20 protein-coding genes, 1 tRNA gene and 2 pseudogenes are annotated in these 18508 nt (G+C 69.0%); 12 read left to right on the top strand and 11 right to left on the bottom strand.

Annotation, left to right across the window (positions count from 1 at the left end; genetic code table 11):
* Positions 1 to 139: 139 nt before the first annotated feature.
* Positions 140 to 784, bottom strand: coding sequence for a TetR/AcrR family transcriptional regulator (locus ACFY5C_RS17470; protein ID WP_389445143.1), 645 nt, complete (start codon positions 782 to 784; stop codon positions 140 to 142).
* Between the two features lie 264 nt (positions 785 to 1048).
* On the opposite strand from ACFY5C_RS17470, the gene ACFY5C_RS17465 reads away from it, so the two are divergent.
* On the top strand, positions 1049 to 2329 hold the full coding sequence (locus ACFY5C_RS17465) for a M6 family metalloprotease domain-containing protein (protein ID WP_389445142.1): 1281 nt from the start codon (positions 1049 to 1051) through the stop codon (positions 2327 to 2329).
* 294 nt (positions 2330 to 2623) lie between these two features.
* Positions 2624 to 4297, top strand: a complete 1674-nt coding sequence (locus ACFY5C_RS17460) for an IclR family transcriptional regulator C-terminal domain-containing protein (protein ID WP_389445139.1) — start codon at positions 2624 to 2626, stop codon at positions 4295 to 4297.
* Between the two features lie 39 nt (positions 4298 to 4336).
* Here the strand turns inward: ACFY5C_RS17460 and ACFY5C_RS17455 are convergent, their stop codons facing one another.
* Positions 4337 to 4984: an NADPH-dependent FMN reductase gene (locus ACFY5C_RS17455; protein ID WP_389445137.1), complete on the bottom strand. Its 648-nt coding sequence runs from the start codon at positions 4982 to 4984 to the stop codon at positions 4337 to 4339.
* Positions 4985 to 5188: 204 nt separating this feature from the next.
* Between ACFY5C_RS17455 and ACFY5C_RS17450 the strand changes: the two genes are divergently transcribed.
* Positions 5189 to 5261, top strand: a tRNA-Arg gene (locus ACFY5C_RS17450).
* Between the two features lie 87 nt (positions 5262 to 5348).
* Positions 5349 to 5777 carry a hypothetical protein gene (locus ACFY5C_RS17445; protein ID WP_389445136.1) on the top strand — a complete coding sequence of 143 codons (429 nt, stop codon included), beginning with the start codon at positions 5349 to 5351 and terminating at the stop codon, positions 5775 to 5777.
* A 215-nt stretch (positions 5778 to 5992) separates the two neighbouring features.
* Here ACFY5C_RS17445 and ACFY5C_RS17440 read toward each other — a convergent pair whose 3' ends face one another.
* A complete protein-coding gene (locus ACFY5C_RS17440; RefSeq protein ID WP_389445135.1) occupies positions 5993 to 6553 on the bottom strand; it encodes a DinB family protein in 561 nt (186 codons plus the stop codon).
* Between the two features lie 203 nt (positions 6554 to 6756).
* Between ACFY5C_RS17440 and ACFY5C_RS17435 the strand changes: the two genes are divergently transcribed.
* Positions 6757 to 7311 carry a hypothetical protein gene (locus tag ACFY5C_RS17435; protein ID WP_389445133.1) on the top strand — a complete coding sequence of 185 codons (555 nt, stop codon included), beginning with the start codon at positions 6757 to 6759 and terminating at the stop codon, positions 7309 to 7311.
* Positions 7312 to 7487: 176 nt separating this feature from the next.
* Here the strand turns inward: ACFY5C_RS17435 and ACFY5C_RS17430 are convergent, their stop codons facing one another.
* Positions 7488 to 8240: a DUF4328 domain-containing protein gene (locus ACFY5C_RS17430; protein WP_389445132.1), complete on the bottom strand. Its 753-nt coding sequence runs from the start codon at positions 8238 to 8240 to the stop codon at positions 7488 to 7490.
* 367 nt (positions 8241 to 8607) lie between these two features.
* Between ACFY5C_RS17430 and ACFY5C_RS17425 the strand changes: the two genes are divergently transcribed.
* The gene (locus ACFY5C_RS17425) at positions 8608 to 8922 is read left to right on the top strand and encodes a YrhB domain-containing protein (protein WP_389445131.1); all 315 of its coding nucleotides are present in this window, start codon (positions 8608 to 8610) and stop codon (positions 8920 to 8922) included.
* A gap of 118 nt (positions 8923 to 9040) precedes the next feature.
* Here ACFY5C_RS17425 and ACFY5C_RS17420 read toward each other — a convergent pair.
* The 3 genes and pseudogenes from ACFY5C_RS17420 to ACFY5C_RS17410 all read right to left on the bottom strand — a co-directional run.
* Positions 9041 to 9273, bottom strand: a pseudogene (locus ACFY5C_RS17420) (tyrosine-type recombinase/integrase); the annotation flags it as partial.
* A gap of 69 nt (positions 9274 to 9342) precedes the next feature.
* Positions 9343 to 10341 carry an RNA polymerase subunit sigma-70 gene (locus ACFY5C_RS17415; RefSeq protein ID WP_389445129.1) on the bottom strand — a complete coding sequence of 333 codons (999 nt, stop codon included), beginning with the start codon at positions 10339 to 10341 and terminating at the stop codon, positions 9343 to 9345.
* Between the two features lie 355 nt (positions 10342 to 10696).
* Positions 10697 to 11077 (bottom strand): hypothetical protein, encoded by a 381-nt coding sequence (locus ACFY5C_RS17410; protein WP_389445127.1) that lies wholly within the window; start codon positions 11075 to 11077, stop codon positions 10697 to 10699.
* A gap of 333 nt (positions 11078 to 11410) precedes the next feature.
* On the opposite strand from ACFY5C_RS17410, the gene ACFY5C_RS17405 reads away from it, so the two are divergent.
* A complete protein-coding gene (locus tag ACFY5C_RS17405; protein WP_389445126.1) occupies positions 11411 to 11632 on the top strand; it encodes a hypothetical protein in 222 nt (73 codons plus the stop codon).
* Positions 11633 to 11677: 45 nt separating this feature from the next.
* The gene (locus ACFY5C_RS17400; RefSeq protein ID WP_389445125.1) at positions 11678 to 11881 is read left to right on the top strand and encodes a hypothetical protein; all 204 of its coding nucleotides are present in this window, start codon (positions 11678 to 11680) and stop codon (positions 11879 to 11881) included.
* Positions 11882 to 11959: 78 nt separating this feature from the next.
* Here ACFY5C_RS17400 and ACFY5C_RS17395 read toward each other — a convergent pair whose 3' ends face one another.
* Both ACFY5C_RS17395 and ACFY5C_RS17390 read right to left on the bottom strand, forming a co-directional pair.
* A complete protein-coding gene (locus ACFY5C_RS17395; RefSeq protein ID WP_389445123.1) occupies positions 11960 to 12877 on the bottom strand; it encodes a hypothetical protein in 918 nt (305 codons plus the stop codon).
* A 215-nt stretch (positions 12878 to 13092) separates the two neighbouring features.
* Positions 13093 to 13965 carry an alpha/beta fold hydrolase gene (locus ACFY5C_RS17390; protein WP_389445122.1) on the bottom strand — a complete coding sequence of 291 codons (873 nt, stop codon included), beginning with the start codon at positions 13963 to 13965 and terminating at the stop codon, positions 13093 to 13095.
* A gap of 107 nt (positions 13966 to 14072) precedes the next feature.
* Between ACFY5C_RS17390 and ACFY5C_RS17385 the strand changes: the two genes are divergently transcribed.
* The 4 genes and pseudogenes from ACFY5C_RS17385 (at position 14073) to ACFY5C_RS17370 (ending at position 16929) form a co-directional block, all read left to right on the top strand.
* Complete coding sequence (locus ACFY5C_RS17385) at positions 14073 to 14639, top strand: CGNR zinc finger domain-containing protein (RefSeq protein ID WP_389445121.1); 567 nt, start codon at positions 14073 to 14075, stop codon at positions 14637 to 14639.
* Positions 14640 to 14995: 356 nt separating this feature from the next.
* Positions 14996 to 15457, top strand: a pseudogene (locus tag ACFY5C_RS17380) (winged helix-turn-helix domain-containing protein); the annotation flags it as partial.
* A gap of 10 nt (positions 15458 to 15467) precedes the next feature.
* Positions 15468 to 15971, top strand: a complete 504-nt coding sequence (locus tag ACFY5C_RS17375; protein ID WP_389445119.1) for a glutathione peroxidase — start codon at positions 15468 to 15470, stop codon at positions 15969 to 15971.
* Positions 15972 to 16074: 103 nt separating this feature from the next.
* Positions 16075 to 16929, top strand: a complete 855-nt coding sequence (locus ACFY5C_RS17370) for a MerR family transcriptional regulator (protein WP_389445117.1) — start codon at positions 16075 to 16077, stop codon at positions 16927 to 16929.
* Between the two features lie 141 nt (positions 16930 to 17070).
* On the opposite strand, the gene ACFY5C_RS17365 is transcribed toward ACFY5C_RS17370, so the two are convergent.
* Positions 17071 to 17262 carry a DUF397 domain-containing protein gene (locus ACFY5C_RS17365; RefSeq protein ID WP_383238589.1) on the bottom strand — a complete coding sequence of 64 codons (192 nt, stop codon included), beginning with the start codon at positions 17260 to 17262 and terminating at the stop codon, positions 17071 to 17073.
* Between the two features lie 215 nt (positions 17263 to 17477).
* The gene (locus ACFY5C_RS17360; RefSeq protein WP_328881032.1) at positions 17478 to 18335 is read right to left on the bottom strand and encodes a helix-turn-helix transcriptional regulator; all 858 of its coding nucleotides are present in this window, start codon (positions 18333 to 18335) and stop codon (positions 17478 to 17480) included.
* Positions 18336 to 18508: the final 173 nt, after the last annotated feature.

Below are 18508 nucleotides of genomic sequence, written 5' to 3'. Positions count from 1 at the left end.
TTCGTGACGGAAAAAGTGAAAGGAAAGGGGACGGCTCGTCGGCTGTGACGGCCGGTGAGAGTCAGTCGGTGGCTTTGTGGTTCGGTCTATCGGCTGCCGTGGCGCTCTGATGACTGCCGTTGTGCTCTGAACTGATCGGTCAGGCCTGGCGCAGGTCCTCCATGGTCAGCGGCGTGCCCGGCAGGGCGGAACGGGCCGGGGCCCGCAGCCCGTCCAGGAACAGCTGCAGATGGCGGTGGACGTAACGGTCGGCGATGTCGCAGCCCGTGCCGGCCGGGGGCCGGCTGAGCTGGGCGGCGGCGATCATGACGTCGCCGACGTCCACGTCGGAGCGGAGCTGGCCGGCCACCTTGGCGCGGTCCATGATCGCCCCGATGAGCTGCTCGACCCGCTCGCGCGAGGCCTCCAGGTCAGGGTGGTTGCTGTCGAACGTGCTCTGGACCATCGGGCACAGCGCGCTGATCCGCTCGTCGGCGGCCGTGTGCACGAAGCGCTCCAGAGCCTCGAAGGCATCCCCGGTCTGAGCGAGCGCGAGCTCGGCCGCCGCGGCCGTACGGTCCATGACGGAGCAGACGACCTCGCGGACCAGTGCGTCGCGGTCGGGGAAGTTGCGGTACACCGTGGCGTTGCCGACGCCGGCCCGGCGGGCGATGTCGTCCAGTGGCACGTCAGGGCCGAACTCGACGAACATCTCCCGGGCGGCGGTGACGATCCGCTCCCGGTTGCGCAGGGCGTCGGCGCGCGGCCGGGTCGCCTTGCGCGGTGCGGGGGTTGCGGTCTGCACGGCGTACTCCTGAGTTCTCTGGTGGCGATCCGGGGAAGCTGTCCCCGTTTCGCTCGGACACATGACTAAACGGGGAGGGGCTCCCCGGTTATTTCCCAAACCCGCAAGGAATTCCTTGTGACCTGAGTCACAATCTCGCCCGCCTCTCGCGGCCGGGGACCCACGTTCGGTCTCCTCCAACGCGCGCACGTCCAGCCCTCGACACAGGGTGATCGAGAGGGTGCAGTACGCAGTCGGCGGCTGCCATGGACGAGAGGCCCATGCATGCAGCCGACCAGTCGGATACGCCCCCGCCGTGTGGCCGCCCTTGCCTCCGTGACCGCCCTGACCCTGGCGGTCAGCACCTCGGCAGGCACCGGGCACCTCACGGCGGGGACCTCCACGGCGGCCGGAGCGAGCCCGATACCACCGGGCCACTCCGCGGCTCTCGGCCCCTGCATGATCAGCGGCCGGCCGACGGTCCAGATGTCGGAGGGCGTACCGACACCGCGCGGTTACGCCCGCTCCACCGGAACCGTCCGCGCCCTCACCCTGATGGTCGACTTCCCCGACGCGCCCGGCACGGGCAAGGCGCTCGACCGTTTCGGGGAGTTCTTCCCGCAGACCCAGAAGTGGTTCCGCACCAGTTCCTACGGCCGCCTCGACTACCGCCCCGACACCCCGATACCCCGCTGGCTGCGCATGCCCAAGTCGTTCCGGGCGTACGGCATAGAGCGCGGCGCGCCCTTCGACCCCGGGTACCGGCAACTGGTCCAGGACCTCGTGATCGCGGCCGACCCCAAGGTGGACTTCCGGTCGTACGACTTCCTGAACGTCCTGGTCACCCCGAACGCCGGCCCGTCGGCCCTGGACACGGTCCTGTCGGTGACCTTCGCGGGCAACGCCGAGGCTCCGGTGGCCGACGGCGTCTCGGTGACCAACGCGTCCTTCGTCTACTCCCGCCAGGACGACGGCTCCGGCACCTACCACCGCACCGGCTACCGGGTACTCCCCCACGAGAACGGCCACGTCTTCGGCCTGCCGGACCTGTACACCGCCGAGGGCGGGGGCGCGGTCGGCCACTGGGACATCATGAGCGAGGACTGGGGGGCCAACAACGACCTCCTCGGCTGGCACAAGTGGAAACTGGGCTGGCTGGACTCGGACCAGGTCCGGTGCGCGGCCACCCCCGGCAAGGCCGAGTACGCCCTCACCCCGCTGGCCCGCACGGGCGGCCCCAAACTGGTCTTCGTCCCGCTGGACCGCCGCACCGGTTACGCCGTCGAACTACGCACCCGCGAGGGCAACGACGAGGCCGTGTGCCGCCCCGGCGTCCTGATCTACAAGGTCGACGCCGACGTCGACACCGGAATGGGCCCGGTAAAGGTCCTCGACTCCCACGAGGACAGCGGCGGCTGCACCCGCAGCCCGAACGTCCACGCCGAACTCTCGGACGCGACGTTCGTGCCGGGGGAGGAGTTCCGGGACGAGAAGAGGGGGGTGCGGGTGGCGGTGGTGGGGGCGGATCTGGCGGGGGGGTATCGGGTGCGGGTTTCGCGGGGGTAGGGGTGTGGGGGTTGTTGGGCTGGGGATGTGGCGGGTTGCTGGGCTGGGGCGTAGAGGGTTGCTGGGCTGAGGTGTGGGGGGTTGTTGGGCTGGGGCGTAGAGGGTTGCTGGGCTGGGGTCTGGGGGGTTACTGAGCTGGGGGCGTAGAGGGTTGCTGGGCTGGGGTGTGGGCTCGAGTCGCCGCCGTACGAGCGCGTGAATCGAACGAACCGCATCGCATCCCATCCCATCGCGTCGCCTCGCGGCACATCGCATTACGGTTAGGCCTGCCGCGACCGCCGTACCGGAGAGCCGATGCCCGCGAAGACGACCCTGGACGACCGTGCCGTGCCGGTGGAGGCGGTCACGCCGCTGATCCGTGGCGTCGGGGTGCTGTGGCGGCTGACGGAGGCGGGCGGGACGCTGAGCGCGAGCGGGCTGGAGCGGGCGACCGGACTCGCACGCTCCACGGTGGACCGGATCGCGTCCACGCTCGCGCGCATGGGATACGTCCGCCTCGACGGCCGCGACGTGATCCTGGCGCCCCGAGTGATGGAACTGGGCAACGCCTACCTGGCCGCCCTCGGCCTGCCCGCCCTCCTCGCCTCCCACGCCGACGCGCTCGCGGACGAGTTGGACGAGTCGGTGTCGCTGGCGGTCGCCGACCGCGACGGCATCCGCTTCATCCACCAGGCCACCCGCCGCCGCGCGATGTCCCTGAGCTTCCGCATCGGCGACCTGCTCCCGGCCGAACGCACCTCGCCGGGCCCGCTGTTCGCGACGGAGTGGACGGCCACGGAGTGGCACGCCTGGCGTGAGCGCCGGGCGGCGGACCGGGAGGACCGCGGCTTTCCCGCAGTACCGGCGCAACCGCACCCGTCCCCCGACGAGGAATTCGAGCGCCGCGCGGCACGTGCGCAAAAGGACGGCTGGGCACTGGACGACCAGTTGATCGAGCCGGGACTGGTCGCCGTGTCCGTGCCGGTGAGGGACCCTCGGGCGGGTGGCCGTATCGCCTGCGTGGCGAACGTCGTCAGCCACACCAGCCGGCACACAGCCGCGGACCTGCGCGACACGCTGCTCCCCCGCCTACGGGCCACGGTGGCGAAGATGGAGCACGAACTGCGCGAGGCACCGCAGCCGCACGCGCAGCGCGGGCCGACAGCGGCCGGCCTGGCGGCCTGGACAGGAGCCTCCAAGCAGGAACTGGGCAGGGAGTTCGTGGAGTCACTGGCTCGCGGGTTGACCGTACTGACCGCCTTCGGCGAGGGCCGGGCGGAACTGACACTGACGGATGTGGCCCGGGCGACCGGACTGGCGAGGGCCACCGCACGCAGGGCACTCATCACCTACGAGCACCTGGGCCTGGTACGCCAGTCCGGCAACCGCGCCTTCGCCCTGACCCCACGCGTACTCTCTCTTGGCTTCCCGCCTCTGTCCCGCACCTCCCTCCCCCAGATCGCGACCCCACACCTGACCGAACTGGCCGCCCGTGTCCACGAGTCGACGTCCCTGGCAGTGCTGACGCCGTCGGGCGACGAGATCCAGTACACGGCCCGCGCCGCCACGGGCCGCGTGATGAGCGTCGACGTCACGGTGGGCACGCGACTGCCGGCGTACGCGACGTCGTTGGGCCGGGTCCTGCTGGCGGATCTGCCTCCCGAAGACCGCCACCTGGGCCCCCTCTCCCCCCTGACACCCCACACCACCACCGACCCGGCGACTCTGACAGCCACGCTGGAGGACATCCGGACCCGTGGATACGCCCTGGTCGACGAGGAGTTGGAAGCGGGACTCCGCTCGGTGGCGGTACCGGTACGGGACCGCACCGGCCGCGTGGTCGCCGCACTGAACGTGGCGATGCATGCGGCTCGACGATCGGTGGAGGAGTGCGTGCGGGAGGTGCTGCCGGAGCTGGTGGAGACGGCGGGGCGGGTGGAGGGGGACCTTCGGGTGGCGGGGAGATTTGCTCGGGTGGGGGTGGCGTGACGGGGCTTGCAGGGGGGAGGCCGGGTGCCGGGAGGCGCCTCAGCCGTCGTACGGCCTGGCGGCCCGGCCCTCCCGCAGGGTCAGCCCCCACCAGGCGAGCTGGTCCAGCAGCACGGCGGCGGCCTTGCCGGTGCCGTCCCGGTCGTGCGGGCGCCCTTCGTCGTCGAACTGCTCCCACGCCATGTGAAAGCTGACGGTGTCGCGCAGCGTGACGGCGTGCAGCTCGGCGAAGACCTGCCGCAACTGCTCCACCGCCCGCTGACCGCCGGCCATACCGCCGTACGAAACGAAGCCAACCGGCTTGGCCCGCCACTCCCGGTACACGTAGTCGATGGCCAGCTTGAGGGAGGCGGGGTAGCCGTGGTTGTACTCGGGCGTCACGACGACGAACCCATCGAGCCCACCGATCCGCTCGGCCAGCGTCGGTGCATCGCCGGGCCCCGCGGCCCGCTCCAGCGTGAGCTTGAGCTCGTCGGTGAGGGCGGGCTCGGACAGATCGATGACATGCGTCTCCATGTCGTCACGCCGCCCGATCTCAGCCACGAACCACCGGGAGACCTTGTCAGCGAAACGACCGGGGCGGACGCTGCCGATGAGTACGCCGATCTTGAGTGGGGGCTGGGGGGACTGGTGGGTCCGGGGGATCCGGGAGTCCTGAGGTACGGGGGTGCGCGGGGTCTCGGACATGGAGGTGCCTCGTTTCGGTAGCCGGAGGTGACCGCGATCGGCCCTGAGCGGGGCCCGCGCAAGCAACGTAAAATCTCAAGTTAACTTGAGGTCAAGCGCGACCGAGGTCGACTCTCGAAGAAGATCGACAAGGCACGCCACCGATCCCCCACAACCGGGGCGAACCCCGAGGGACGCATCCGCTACGCTGTCAGGGCACCTTCCGCCTTCGTAGCTCAGGGGATAGAGCACCGCTCTCCTAAAGCGGGTGTCGCAGGTTCGAATCCTGCCGGGGGCACAGAGTCTGACCAGCGCGTTTACCTCTCACGGGTAGGCGCGCTGTTCGTCGTAGCCATGGCATTAACCATGAATAGGTTCCAGAACCATGGCGAACACCAAGAACAAGCGACGTCAGCGCGGCAGCATCCGCCCCAACGGGGCCGGCTTCCAAGTCCGGGTCTACGCCGGGCGTGACCCGCTCACGAAGAAGGACATCTATCTCCACGAGCAAGCCGACACGGAGGTCGAGGCTGAGAAGGCCCGCACTAAGCTCCTCCACCAGGTCGACGAGAACCGCCACCCCAAGACGCAGGTGACCATGTCGTTCCTGCTCGACCGGTGGCTTGGCGTCGCGGAGCACGAGGAGACGTCGCACGACCGGGCCGAGGGCATCATCCGCAACTACCTCAAGCCCGACTCACGGACATCTGCCGACGACATCCCGTCCACGGTCGTACCCCGCACGACCACCTGCACTAGACAGCAACAGTTGGCGTGCACCTCAGCGTCCATGCGCGGTCCTCGGCTCACGTGATCGACGGAGTCTCAATGACCGAGTCAAGGTGATGGGCGCCGCCGATGGTGTGGTCGGTCCGTATAGGCCAAGCGTTGAAGTCTGGCCTCATCCTTATCAGGTCGATCCACTGGGGCTCCCGGACCTGTATTGAAGCCGCTACGTGCCCTTAGACCGGCCGTTGAGGTCCGCACTGATCCGCAGTCGTTCGCCGGTGTTGGTGTCAGCCATTGATGTCAGAGGCGCGGTACGGCTCCGTCCTGCCAGCGGTAGAGGTCGCGCAGCAGGGAGATCTCGGCCCCGTGATGGATCAGCTCCCTGTTGACGTGCAGGACCCTGTTCTCCATGGGAAACCCCTCGGGACCCACCGTGGGCGGATTCTCCAGGTCAGCGTCCGAGAGTTCGCGGACCCCCGCGTTCCATCTCCCATACATCTCATCGAGCTGCTTCAGCGCCTCGTCAGCGGTCCCCGCGTAGGCGAATGTCTCAGAGTCGACGTCCTGGCCTCCGAAGTACCACCCGACCCGATAGCCCAGGCACGAGACGATGATGTGCGCCAGCCGCCAGGCAATCGTGGTCACCGGCGCTGGCTCCGGGCCGGGGGAAGCGAAGTCCATCGTCCATGCCCCCGAACCTTCCGACATCGGTGCGGCCGACGTGCCACGTGGGCGAATACTCCAGCAGCCGCGCACCGGCTCCCAGAAGTACTCCTCATCGGTAAGACCGTCCAGCCGCGGCCGTAGGTTCTTGCGCCAGTACCAGTCCAGCTGCTCCGCGAGCCGCTCGCTTCTCGTCATTTCCGCACACTACATACGACGGAGATCTGGCTGCGCTCTATCCACTGAGCTACGAGTATTCAAGTTGCAGTCCAGGAAGGGGATTTGAGGTATAGCGGGAATCCGGCCGATCACGACACAGACTCCCGCAACCCACCGCCACCCCCAGAGTGGTGGGTGAAGAAAGCCACCCGCGTGCAGGCTGGTGTACCTAGCCTGTTTCGATGAACGAGATCGACTGGGGGGACGCCCCAACGTGGGTAGGAGCGATCTTTGCCGCACTTGCGGCTGGTGCGGCTGCCTGGACGCTTAAGAGCCAGCGAGACCAGATCCGAGAACAGCGCGAGTTCATCGCGCAGCAAGCTGAGGTCCTCACCGTGGAGCGAGACGTGCTGCTCCTGGAGCGGAAGGAGCGCACAGAGCGTCAGGCTCGCGGAGTCCGACTCAGCGGCCATCGCTTCGAAGGAATCATCTCAGCTGATGACCAAGCCGCATTCGTGCTTGTACACAATGAGAGCGAAGCCGAAATCCAGGGAATAAAGGCCGACTTCGGTCACCTCGGCCCAGCGGTTAGAGCCAACGAGTGGGGAGAGCTAGGGTCCGGCGAAGAACTACCTCTCACAGTGCCCGTGCTGAGCCGTGGCTCTTCGTGCTACTTCCAGGCCCGTGAGTGGAAGGAAGATGACCACCCGAGGAACTACGTGCCTCGCGTTTCCTTCACCGACTCGCATGGTCGTCGCTGGTGCCTCGCCGGGGACCACCTCACTTCGGTGCAGTAACGCCTACGCGTGCCCCTGCCGTGCCCGATCGAGCGGGGAACACCGGGGAACGGCGGTCACTCGCGGACAGTGCCCCACACAACGGCCCCTGACCATATGACCTGGTCAGGGGCCGTTCACCTGTGCGGTGGGTGTGGGATTTGAACCCACTGGTGGCATCGCTGCCACGACGGTTTTCAAGACCCCTCACGAGTTTGACTCGCCCATTGAGGCTCCGCCGCCTGCGTAGCATGCATGAGTCCTGGGACCTCAGGTGTCGTTCGGCCCATCGGCCAGATCTCATCGGGCGCTGTCGCAGCGGCGCGCTCCAACCTGTGGATGAGCTGCCAGACGACGACGATCGACAGCACGGCGGCGCAGATGTACAGGCCTTCGCTGAACATGATCTGCCGCAGGGCATCCCGAGCTTGGGTCGTGGTGGCGGCCTTCTTCAAATCCTTGGAGGCACCGCTGAACGCATACGCGTTGGCTGCGGCCAGGACAGATAGCCACCACGCCGTCAGCAGAGGATGTCCGCGTCGGCGCTGCGGTTCCGGCCGGCTGGCAGCCCACAGATCGTTGACGAACATCTTGGGCACGAAGAGCTGTGCAACCGGTATCACCCAGCCGAAGAACAACCACGCCCTACGCCGACGCTGTCCCTCACGCCACAGCACATCCGCGACATCGCGCATATTGGCGAGCCATATGCTGAACTGCAGCAGGGCCACAAGGAGCAGCCCCGTCCGCCAGCCCATGAAGTTTCTGAAATACGTGTCGGCCTCGACCAGCGGGTTGTCGACGTATGGCCCCGGCGTCAGCGGTTCCGCTAGCAGTTGGTACTTGTGCCATGCCGTCAGCCCGGCCGCGACAGTCACCAACGCGAACGCAGCGAGCGCGCCGCAGGCAAACCAGGCCTGCCCACGCGGCAACCTGACTGCTGCAGCCACTTCACACCTCCGGGAAGCCGCCCGGTCGGACTTTCCACAGGTCGGCAGCGGATCCTAACCCCCGGGGGAGCGGCTGACACAGCGTCTCGGCAGGTCAAGAAGGCCACAGGGGGCTGACATCACCAGCGAAGACGCCAACAAGTGCGGACGTAGGCAGTCAATGCCGGACCCGCACGACCGCTCATCCTGCGACCACCAGGAGAAGACGAGGGCAATCGAGCCCTCGTAGTCGACCTGATAAGGATGAGGCCAGACCTCAAAGCGTGGGTACGAAGGGGGTGCCACGGTCAGCCGAAGGGGGGCGCCCTACCAGCTTGACTCGGTCATCAAGACTCCACCGACTTCAGATGCTTCGTAGTCTCGCGGAGTGATCACATCCGAGCGGGCCAGAGAGATCGTTGACGCCCATCTCGCACAGATGCAGTCGCACCCTCCGGAGGAGGGCGTGACCGCTGTACTGATCCGTGTGAAGGAACACCGCTTCGGGTGGGAGTTTCGGTATCAAAGCTCCAGATACGTGCAAACGGGGAGTTCGCAAGACATGTGGATCGGGACCGGGCCCATCGTTGTTGACCGACGCGACGGCCGCCTGGAGGAACTTGGCGGCAGGCAGTTCGGCGACACGGTCGCTGAGTACCAGCGCGTTTACGATCAAGAGACGTCTACCGTCGGAAAGTCCTGACCGTGCCCGCCGGGTCAGAAGTTCCGTGCCACAACCGCGCCAGATCAGACGGGGATTCACGGGGAACTGCGGCTGCTAGTGGAGACCACACCCAGCAGACTGACATCAACGGGGTCGGTCACTGACGACCGGGCCGCCGCTTTCGTGGTAGCCGGTCCATGTGGCTCATGGCCTCGCGCTGGGTGTCCTGCACGACGTGCGTGTAGACGTCCATGGTGATGCTGATCTGGGAATGTCCGAAGATCTCCATCACACCCCCGCCGCCGTGAGGAGGGTGGCGGTGCCGTGGCGAGCGTCGTGGAGGCGGATGACGCGGAGGTCGGCGGACTCGGCGACGCGGGTGAACGAGCGGTTGCGGCGCGGGCTACGGCGAGACGCCCATACAGCGCTGCTCTTGGCCGCCCACCAGCCGCACCGGGACTACTCCATGGCGTCCGCCGGCAGGCGCTCCGGTAGCCCGAGCCGCAGGAACTGGTCGTCGTGGAACGTGATGATCTCGGTGATCGCCCCGCCGGTGACGCGCAGGACGTCGATCGTCAGCGGCAGGTACGCGCCCTCCCGCTTCCGCCACTGGTAGAAGGCGATGGCGGGTTGCCGGTTCACGGAGGTGGGGACGGCGCGCAGGCCCTTCATGCCCTCGAAGCCGCTCTCGACCCAGTAGTTGACGACCGTGTCGCGGCCGACGTACAGGCCCGGCGTGGGCGGCATCGAGCTGCGGACGTCGTCCCGCAGCATCGAGGCGAGCGTCGGGACGTCGGTGGCCACGCTGGCGTCGGTATAGCGGCGCACCAGCTCGCGCGTCCCGGCGTCCTGTTCGTCGCCGGTCCAGTCCTGCCGCTCGGCGGGCAGGTGCTCCCGCATGCCGGCGCGGGCCCGCTGCAGCGCGCTGTTCACGGAGTTGACGGAGTCCCCGAGGAGCTCCGCGACGTTCTTCGCCGGCCAGCCGAGCACGTCCCGCAGGATCAGCACGGCACGCGGGCGCGGCGCGAGGTGCTGGACTGCGACCAGGTACGCCAGCTCGATCGTCTCCCGTGCGACGGCGACGGTCTCCGGCTCGTCCGCGTCGCCCGCGGGCAGCTCGTCGAGCAGCCGGTCGGGGTAGGGCTGCAGCCACAGGACCTCGCCGCCGGTCGCAGGCTCCGGTCGGCACTTGGCGAGCAGGTCCAGGCAGGCGTTGGTGGCGATCCGGTACAGCCAGGCCCGGAAGGTCGACCGACCCTCGAAGGTCTCCCGCCGCCGCCAGGCACGCAGGAACGTCTCCTGCACGGTGTCCTCGGCATCCTCGAACGAACCGAGCATCCGGTAGCAGTGCACGTGCAGCTCCCGCCGGTGCCGCTCCGCCAGCCCCGAGAACGTCGGCTCGTCGACCTCGCCCAGACCGCTCACACCCAGCTCCTCCAACCGCGTGTCCGCACTCATCACGTCATCCTTCCGCCTCGTCGTGTCCCGGCGTAGGTGTGACGGGTGCGGGCGCGAAAACTCATCACCCGGGTCGGACTCATCACCCGGGTCGGTCGGCACCGCTCAACGCGCCTTCACGCGGCTCGGGAACGACGGCCTCATCGAGGTCAGCCGGGGACGCCGAGCCGTCGTCCGGCAGCTCCCCCTTGATGATGGCTTCATCAGGTCCGACGGTGTGTGAGGTGTCCGCCCCCGCAGTCGGGACGTGGTGGCGCAACGCAAAGCCCCCGCCTGCGGGCTCGGTGCCGGCAGCCGGGGGCAGGTGGAGCCGGCTGTGGATCGCTCCTCAGCGGCAGTCGCAGCGGTCGGTGGGTCAGCGTGCGAACGGCCCGCCGAGACGCGTGTACGACAGCTTCAGGGACGTCACGGAGTACGTCTTGACGTTCTGACCGGCACTGTTGCGGAGCCACAGCCCTGTTTCGTCGACGCTCACTGCCATCGGGCGGAGTGCGAGGGCCGAGCGGAAGATCTTGAGGCCTGAGTAGCCGATGGTCGCGAAGAGAAGTGCTACGAGTCCCACCGGCTGGGGGTCGTTGCCGTTGAGGCCGGCAGTGATGATCACCGCAAGGACCACGAACAGGGCACCCATCACCATGAAGACCCCACCGAGCACGAAGCCCTGTCGGGCGACTCGCTGGGCGGTGTGAATGACGGTGGCGGTGGGGGCGGGACCATATGTGGGGGATGCCGACACGACTGCGATTCCAGGCAGGTCCCTGCAACGCAGGTCTGCCCACCGTCACTTCGGCTGTGCTCACCTGCGGCCCGGCGTGGGGCTGACCCGGGCTTCCTCGCCGGGCGCCGGCGCCGGCGCCCGGCGCCGGTCTGCGCGACTGGGCGTGACCCGACTGAGCTCCCATTCTCGGCAATGAGCGGCTCCAGATGGCCTCACCGGATGGAATTGCCTGGTCAGCGGCATTGACATCCGCCGTAACCCCGAGATGAACGCTCCCGTCCGGGTCGGTGCCGAGCATTGGACGTGGACAGGGGCAGCGAAGGGGATGCCCGTAGGCGCATACTGGGGGCAATGACAAAGCCTGCTGCCCAGAAGCGTCACTTGCCCACCAGCCCCTTCAAGGCCCCGGTCGCGCCTGCACCCAAGCACTTCGCCGTGGGCGACCAGGTCACCCACGACATGTACGGCCTCGGTCGTGTGATCGGTATCGAGGCCGGAATCGCGGCGCTCGTCGATTTCGGATCCACGCCGATACGGATCTTGAGCCCGTACGCCAAGATGACCAAGCTCTAGGACCGCTGTGCCCGGTCACGGCACAACAGGGCCCTTCAGGGACCTGTGACGAAGGAGAGACCTCTCATCGAACTGACCTCGCTGTTCTCCGCTCCGGAAGGGCAGCCCCGCCGTTCCACCGCGGCATCGCCGCCTCCGGCGACCGACCCCTTCCAGGCCCCGGACTTCGGGGAAGACGAGAGCTTCCTTCTCGACGATGCACAGGAGCCCGCCTCGGGCACACGTGCCACCGGAACCAAGGCGGCCTGACAGCCGCGAGCCGGGCTCCCACCTGCGATCAGCCACCCATCAACGCAGGTGAACGCCCCACGTGGCCACGGGGGCACTTCACGGGCCCTCCGCCTCCAGCCCCTCCAGCTCCCCCGCAGCCCCCTCCGCCCGCCGCCGAGCCTCGCGCAGTCGGCGGTCGGCTGTGCGGGCGTCGTTGCGGGCCTCCTGTTCGGCGGTGCGAGCCTGTTGATGTTCGGTTTTGGCGTGTTGTAGCTCTGCGGTCAGTTCGGTGACGCGTTGTTGGGTCTCGTCGAGGTGCTTCCTCGCTGCGAAGGCCTGGCGGGTTGCGGTCGCCGTCTCGTCCTCCTGGGCCCGGAGTTCTCGGGCCGCCTCGTCGGCGTCCTTGCGGGCCTGGGTGAGGCGACGGCGGTGTTCCTTGTCGGCCTTGGTGTCGCGAGGGGCGGGCCGGCGTTTGCGGGACTCGGCCGGTGACGGCGGGGTGCGGCGGGCGGTCGTCGCGGGGGCCGCCACCACCGGGAAGTCGGTCGCCGCACTGTAGGGCTTGGTGAGTCTGCCGCTCGCCCATTCGCGGGCCACCTCGGGGTCCGCGAGGGCGGCGTGCAGGGTGCTCTCGACCTCGTGGCGGGCGGCGTCGCTGATCGGGTGGCCCGCCTGGGCGGCGAGTTGTCCGGCCTGTCGGGACAGCTCGCCGATCAGGATCCGCTGCTGTCGGCTGAGCTCGCGCAGTTGCGCTCCGTCCAGGTCCTGGTGGGCCTGCCGGAGGCCTTCGCCGAGGCGGAGCAGCGGCTCGACCTCACTGCGGCGCTCGCGGACCAGAAGGTTGCTGGCCCAGGCCGACAGGCTCGGGCGGCGTAGCTTGCCGATCTCGGTTGCCAGGGCACGGTCGCCGGCCGTGCGCGCTGCCGCGGCTCGTGCGGCGCGGGTGGGGATGAACTCCTCCGGTCGCAGGCCGTACAACTCGTCGGCGACAGTGTCCAGGTCCGCGTCCCGGTCCCGGTCATGGTCCATCGGCATCCCTCTCTGCGTCCCTCACCACGTCACAGAGGCCAACAGAGACCCGTGTCGATTTTCGCACCTTTGGTACCTATTGCGGCGACGATCGATTCGGCGGGCAAGGCATGGCGGACACGAGCGTGCCGGGCACGGGGACCGCCGGCAGCGGCACCGTCGGCATCGGCACCCGGCACCGTCGGCAGCGGCATCGGCACCGCCGGCCCCCTCACCTCACCTCACTTCCACGCCCGGTCCACGAAGTCCGCGATCAACGGGGCGATCTCCCCCAGGTGGGTCTCCAGGGCGAAGTGGCCGGTGTCGAGGAGGTGGAGTTCGGCGTCCGGGAGGTCGCGAAGGTAGGCATGGGCGCCGAGCTCGGTGAAGAACGGGTCGTGGGCACCCCAGGTGATCAGGGTCGGCGGGGTGTGGCGGCGCAGCCAGGCGTGCCAGGTGTCGTAGCGCTCGACGTTGGAGTGGTAGTCGAAGAGCAGGGCCTGCTGGGCAGCCTTGCGGCCCGGCTGATCCAGGAAGTGCTGGTCGAGGGTCCAGCCGTCCGGGGCGACCAGGTCGGGGGTGGCGACGCCGGTCTCGTACTGGCCGCGGGTGGTTCGCAGGGTGAGCACGTCCTGGATGGCGTCATGGGCGCCGGGCGCCTCCGGGGTCAGGCTGAGCAGGTCGCGGGCCATGTCCGAGAGGCCGTCCACGTACGCGTTGCCGTTCTGGACCACCAGTCCCGCTATCCACTCGGGGTGGCGTTCGGCGATGCGGAAGCCCACGGGGGCGCCGAAGTCGAAGACGTACATCACGAAGCGGTCGAGGCCCAGGCGCTGGATGAAGCCCTCGGTGATGTCGGCGAGCCTGTCGAAGGAGTACGTGAAGTCGTCGGGGGCCTGCGTGTGGCCGGAGCCGGGATAGTCCGGGGCGATCAGCCGGTAGTCCGCGCCGAGCGTGTCGATGAGGCCGCGGAACTGGTGGGAACCGGACGGGAAGCCGTGCAGGAGGAGCAGTACGGGGGCGTCGGTGCGGTCGGGGAGGGATTCCCGGTAGAAGACGCGGACTCCCTCGATCTCCAGGTGGCGATGGGCGGTGCGGGCGGTTGCAGCAAGCATGTCGGACCCCTGCCTAATTGTTTCTTCGCCTGGTGATGCATTAGGTGCACCTCCGGTATAACCCCGAGTCGACTAACAGGTCAACCCGCCTATGTACCATTAGCCGCATGAGCGATCCCGTACCGCTGACCGGAGAACCCCTAGCCCTGGACCTGGTCAACACCCGCACGGCCGTCGGCGACCTGCTCACCACGCCGCGCGACCTGCGGGCCTGGTGGGAGCTCCAGGCCGACCGCCTCCCGGAGGCCGCACCGCGCGAAGGCACGGGCGTCACCGCCGCCGACCTGGCCGCGGTACTCGCCGTACGGGAGCACACCGCCGAAGCCCTCGACCACGTCCGCCGGGGCGAGCAGCCCCCGCCCGCCGATCTTGCGGCGCTCAACGACGCGCAGCGTGCCGCGCCGGCGATCCACGAGCTGACGTGGGACGGGTCGGCGGTGGTCACCACGCAGCGGCGCGAGGGGGCACCGGGACTGCGGCTGGCCGCGTGCCTCGCGGAGGCTGCCGCCGAACTGCTCGCCGATCCGGCGGTGGCCAGGATCCGGAAGTGCGAGGCCGACGACTGCGTGATGGTCTTCCTGCCCACCCATCCGCGCCGCCGCTGGTGCTCGGCCGCCCGCTGCGGCAACCGGGTGCGCGTCGCCCGCCACTACCAGCGGCACAAGACCGGCTAGGCGACCGAAGCCGAAGCAAGGCGGTCAGAAACGCGCGCACCGCGCCTCAGGGCGTACCCCCCACCCCCAGTACGCGTCGACCGCCGCCGTCGCCGGGTCCGTCGGGCCCCGGATGTCGGGCCCCGGATGTCGGGCCGCCACTCGGGCACCTGGACGAGGCCCGGGTGCACCAGGTCCAGGCCTGGCCTGCGAAGAGGGCGGCGATCTCGCCGATACTGCGTGCCCTGCCCGAGGGGCACGTCCGCCGAGGTGGGGCTCTGAGCAGGACGCCACGCCCGGGCAGGTCGCCCTCGCCTAGCTCCTCGCCCAGCACCCACGGCCGCGTGGGCGCCGGCGCAGCCCGGCCTGGAGGCGGCGTGCCGGACTCGCTGCGGCCGGGCCGCACGCGCCGGCCAGGTGGCAACCGGCTCCAGGTGAACCTGCGCGAGTACGCGCCCCGCGAGATCTGCGGCGCCGCACTCGTCTTCGTGCCGGTCACGCCGAAGGGCGGCCGGGTGCCCTGGGAGGCGCCCGAGCGGTACGCCGTGGTCTATCCCTGCGCGGGCGCGCTCACCGGCCCCGGCGCCCGGACCGTCCCCGCGAGTCTCGGAGCGCTGCTCGGGCCCGCCCTAGCCGCGGTGCTCGTCCTCCTCGACTCCCCGCTCAGCACCACCCAGCTGGGGCAGGGGCTGGGCTCGGTCGGACGGCATGTGCGGGTCCTGCTGGACGCGGGGCTGGTGGCGCGGCGGCGAGCGGGCCGCTCGGTGCTGTACGAGCGGACGGCGGCGGGGGACGTCCTCGTCGAGGCCCGGCACCGCCCCGACACGTACCGGAGTTAGCATCCGTTTCATGACGACCACTGACAGCAGCTCCCCCCTCGACGTCGACATCGATGCCCTCCAGGGCGGCACCGCCGATCTCACCCAGTACGCGGGCAAGGCCGTGCTCATCGTGAACGTGGCCTCCAAGTGCGGCCTGACCCCGCAGTACTCCGGCCTGGAGAAGCTCCAGGCGCAGTACGCGGAGCGCGGCTTCACCGTGCTCGGCGTGCCCTGCAACCAGTTCCTCGGGCAGGAGCCCGGCAGCGCCGAGGAGATCGCCGAGTTCTGCTCGGCGACGTACGGCGTGAGCTTCCCGATGACCGAGAAGGTCGAGGTGAACGGGGAAGGCAGGCACCCGCTGTACGAGCGGCTCGTCGGCTTCGCGGACGCCGAGGGACACACCGGGGACATCCGCTGGAACTTCGAGAAGTTCCTGATCGGCCGCGACGGCCAGGTCGTCGCCCGCTTCGCGCCTCAGACCGAGCCGGAGGCGGCGGAGGTCGTGGCGGCGGTGGAGTCCGCGATCAAGTAACGCGGCCCTCGAATGAAGCGGCTCCTTGACCTTGCCCCTGGGGCAGGGCCGAGCGTCCTTGTCGCCGGGCGGAACAGGCCGCCCGGCGACGGAGGATGAGGCCGTGGACGACGAACTGCTCACCATCGGCGCGTTCGCCGCGCGGGCCAGGCTGTCGGCCAAGGCCCTGCGGCTGTACGACCGCCTCGCACTGCTGGCCCCGGCGCACGTCGACGAGGCCAGCGGCTACCGCTACTACCGCGCCGACCAGGTCGAGCGTGCCCGTCTGGTGGCGCTGCTGCGCCAGCTGGACATGCCGCTCGCCCGGATCGCGGAGATCGTCGAGGCCCCGGACGGGGTCGCGGCGGCCGCCCGGCTCGACGCGTACTGGGCGGATGTCGAGGCGCGGGTGGCGGGGCAGCGGACGCTGGCCGAGTACCTCCGTGGACGACTGTCGGGGAGGAGCTCCGAGATGTACGGGAAGTTCGTGGTCGAGACGGTGGACGTGCCGACGCAGGTGGTGATCAGCGAGGCACGGCATGTGCTGGCGGGCGAGCTGCCGGCGTGGATCGGAGGCTCGCTGGGCCGGCTGGAGTCGGCGGCGCGGGAGTGCGGCGGCGTCACCGCGCCCCCGTTCGTCGTCTACCACTCCGAGGTGTCGATGGAGAGCGACGGCCCCGCCGAGTCGTGCGTGCCCGTGGCCGACGAGGCGGCGGCCCGGGCGTGGGCCGAGCAGCACGGCCGTACCTGGGAGGCGAAGGTACGGGTGGAGCCGGCCCAGCGCCTCGCCTTCACCCGGATCACCAAGGCGCAGGTGGCGCATCCGCAGATCCTGGCCGCGTTCGAGGCGGTGGAGGAGTGGATCGCCCGGGAGGGTCTGGAGCAGGCGGGCCCGTGCCGCGAGGTGTACTTCGTGGAGGACTGGGACGGGGCCGGATCACAGGACCCGGTGTGCGATGTGGCGTTCCCGGTGAGGTGATCCGCCCGGCCCACGGGTGAGGGCACGGCCGAGCCCTCTCGGCAAGGACGGCGGGCTGGTCGAGAGGGCTCTTCCTGTGGTGCTTGTGCAGTTGTCGATCGTGCGGTCGGTTGAGGGGTGAGGATCAGCTAGACCCGCCCCTTACGCCTTGACCGACGCCACGAAGGTGTTCCACGCGTTTGCGGGGAACGCCAGGACCGGGCCCTCGGGAACCTTGGAGTCCCGTACCGCCATGGCCGCAGCGACCGGTGACTTGACTTCGACGCACGCGCCGTTCCCTGTGGAGTACGAGGACTTGGTCCACGTGTCCGTGGCACCCTGACGAATTGCCATGTTTGCTCCGAATTGCCAGATGTTGAGTTGCTGTCACCGCGCTGCGCGTCCGGACCGGACACCGCAGCGCGATTCGCGCCAACGTTGTTGCTCGGTGGCGTGATCGACGCTACTCGCCAACATCGGCCGACGAAGCGACTATTCACTCGGCTGGGTGGCATATTCCAGTGGAGTCTTCCGCCCCGGCCCGGGGACGGTGTACCTTACGGCGCTCATCAACGCGCGTACTCCTTGGCGATGTCCGCGATGAACTGCCGTGACTGCTCCACGTTCAGGGCCTGCGCCCTCAGGTGCTCGTACATCACGCTGTACTTCTGGACGTCGTTCGCCTTCTCCAGGTACAGGTCGCTGGTGACGCCCTCGATGTAGACGACGCTGGAGTCGGCCGCGTCCGGGAACTCGAGGATCGCGTACTGCCCGTTGAGGCCCGGGTGGGCGCCCATGTCGAAGGGGATCACCTGCACGGTGACGTGCGGCAGCTGGGACTGCTCGACGAGCTGCTCCAACTGGTCGCGCATGAGGGAGCGGTTGCCGACGACGCGGCGCAGGGCGGCCTCGTCCAGGACGGTCCACAGGCGGAGCGGGTTCTCCTCGGTGGAGATTCGTTCCTGTCGGCGCATCCGCACCTGGACCCGCTTCTCGATCTCGGTCTGCGCCGTCTCCGGCAACGCCCCGGCGATCAGGGCCTCCGCGTACTGGTTCGTCTGCAACAGCCCCGGCACGACCTGCGGGTCGTACACGCGCAGACTCGCCGCGTCCGTCTCCAGCCCGATGTAGACGCTGTAGGGGATGTCGCCGAACGAGTGCCACCATCCTTGCTGTCGCGAATCCTTGGCCATCTGCATCAGGGAGTCGACGATCCGGTGGTCCTCCACCTCATAGACCCCGCACAGATCGCGGACGTCGCGCTGGCTGATACTGCGTCGGCCGTTCTCCAGCCGGCTGATCTTCGACTGCGACACCAGCAGCCGCTCGGCCACTTCTTCGGCCGTCATGCCCTTGAGCTCCCGGAGCCTGCGCAGCTCCTGGCCCAGCCGGCGTCGCCTGACGGTGGGATTGACATTGGACGCCACGGGACGTGCACCTCCGGCTGCCTGCCTGTGATTGCCACTTTGCGTATCTGCTGTTGAGCAGACTGCCACCAAGGTGCTTACTACCGCTGGGAAACGGTGGATATGCGCTGCGTACACGCCAGTTCGGGGCCTGCCCGGCACATGCGGCCGCGCGGGGCGGCGGGACCGATGCC

This window comes from Streptomyces sp. NPDC012935 (assembly GCF_042900345.1).
Lineage (GTDB): Bacteria > Actinomycetota > Actinomycetes > Streptomycetales > Streptomycetaceae > Streptomyces.
This window is presented reverse-complemented; position numbering and strand designations above follow the sequence as displayed.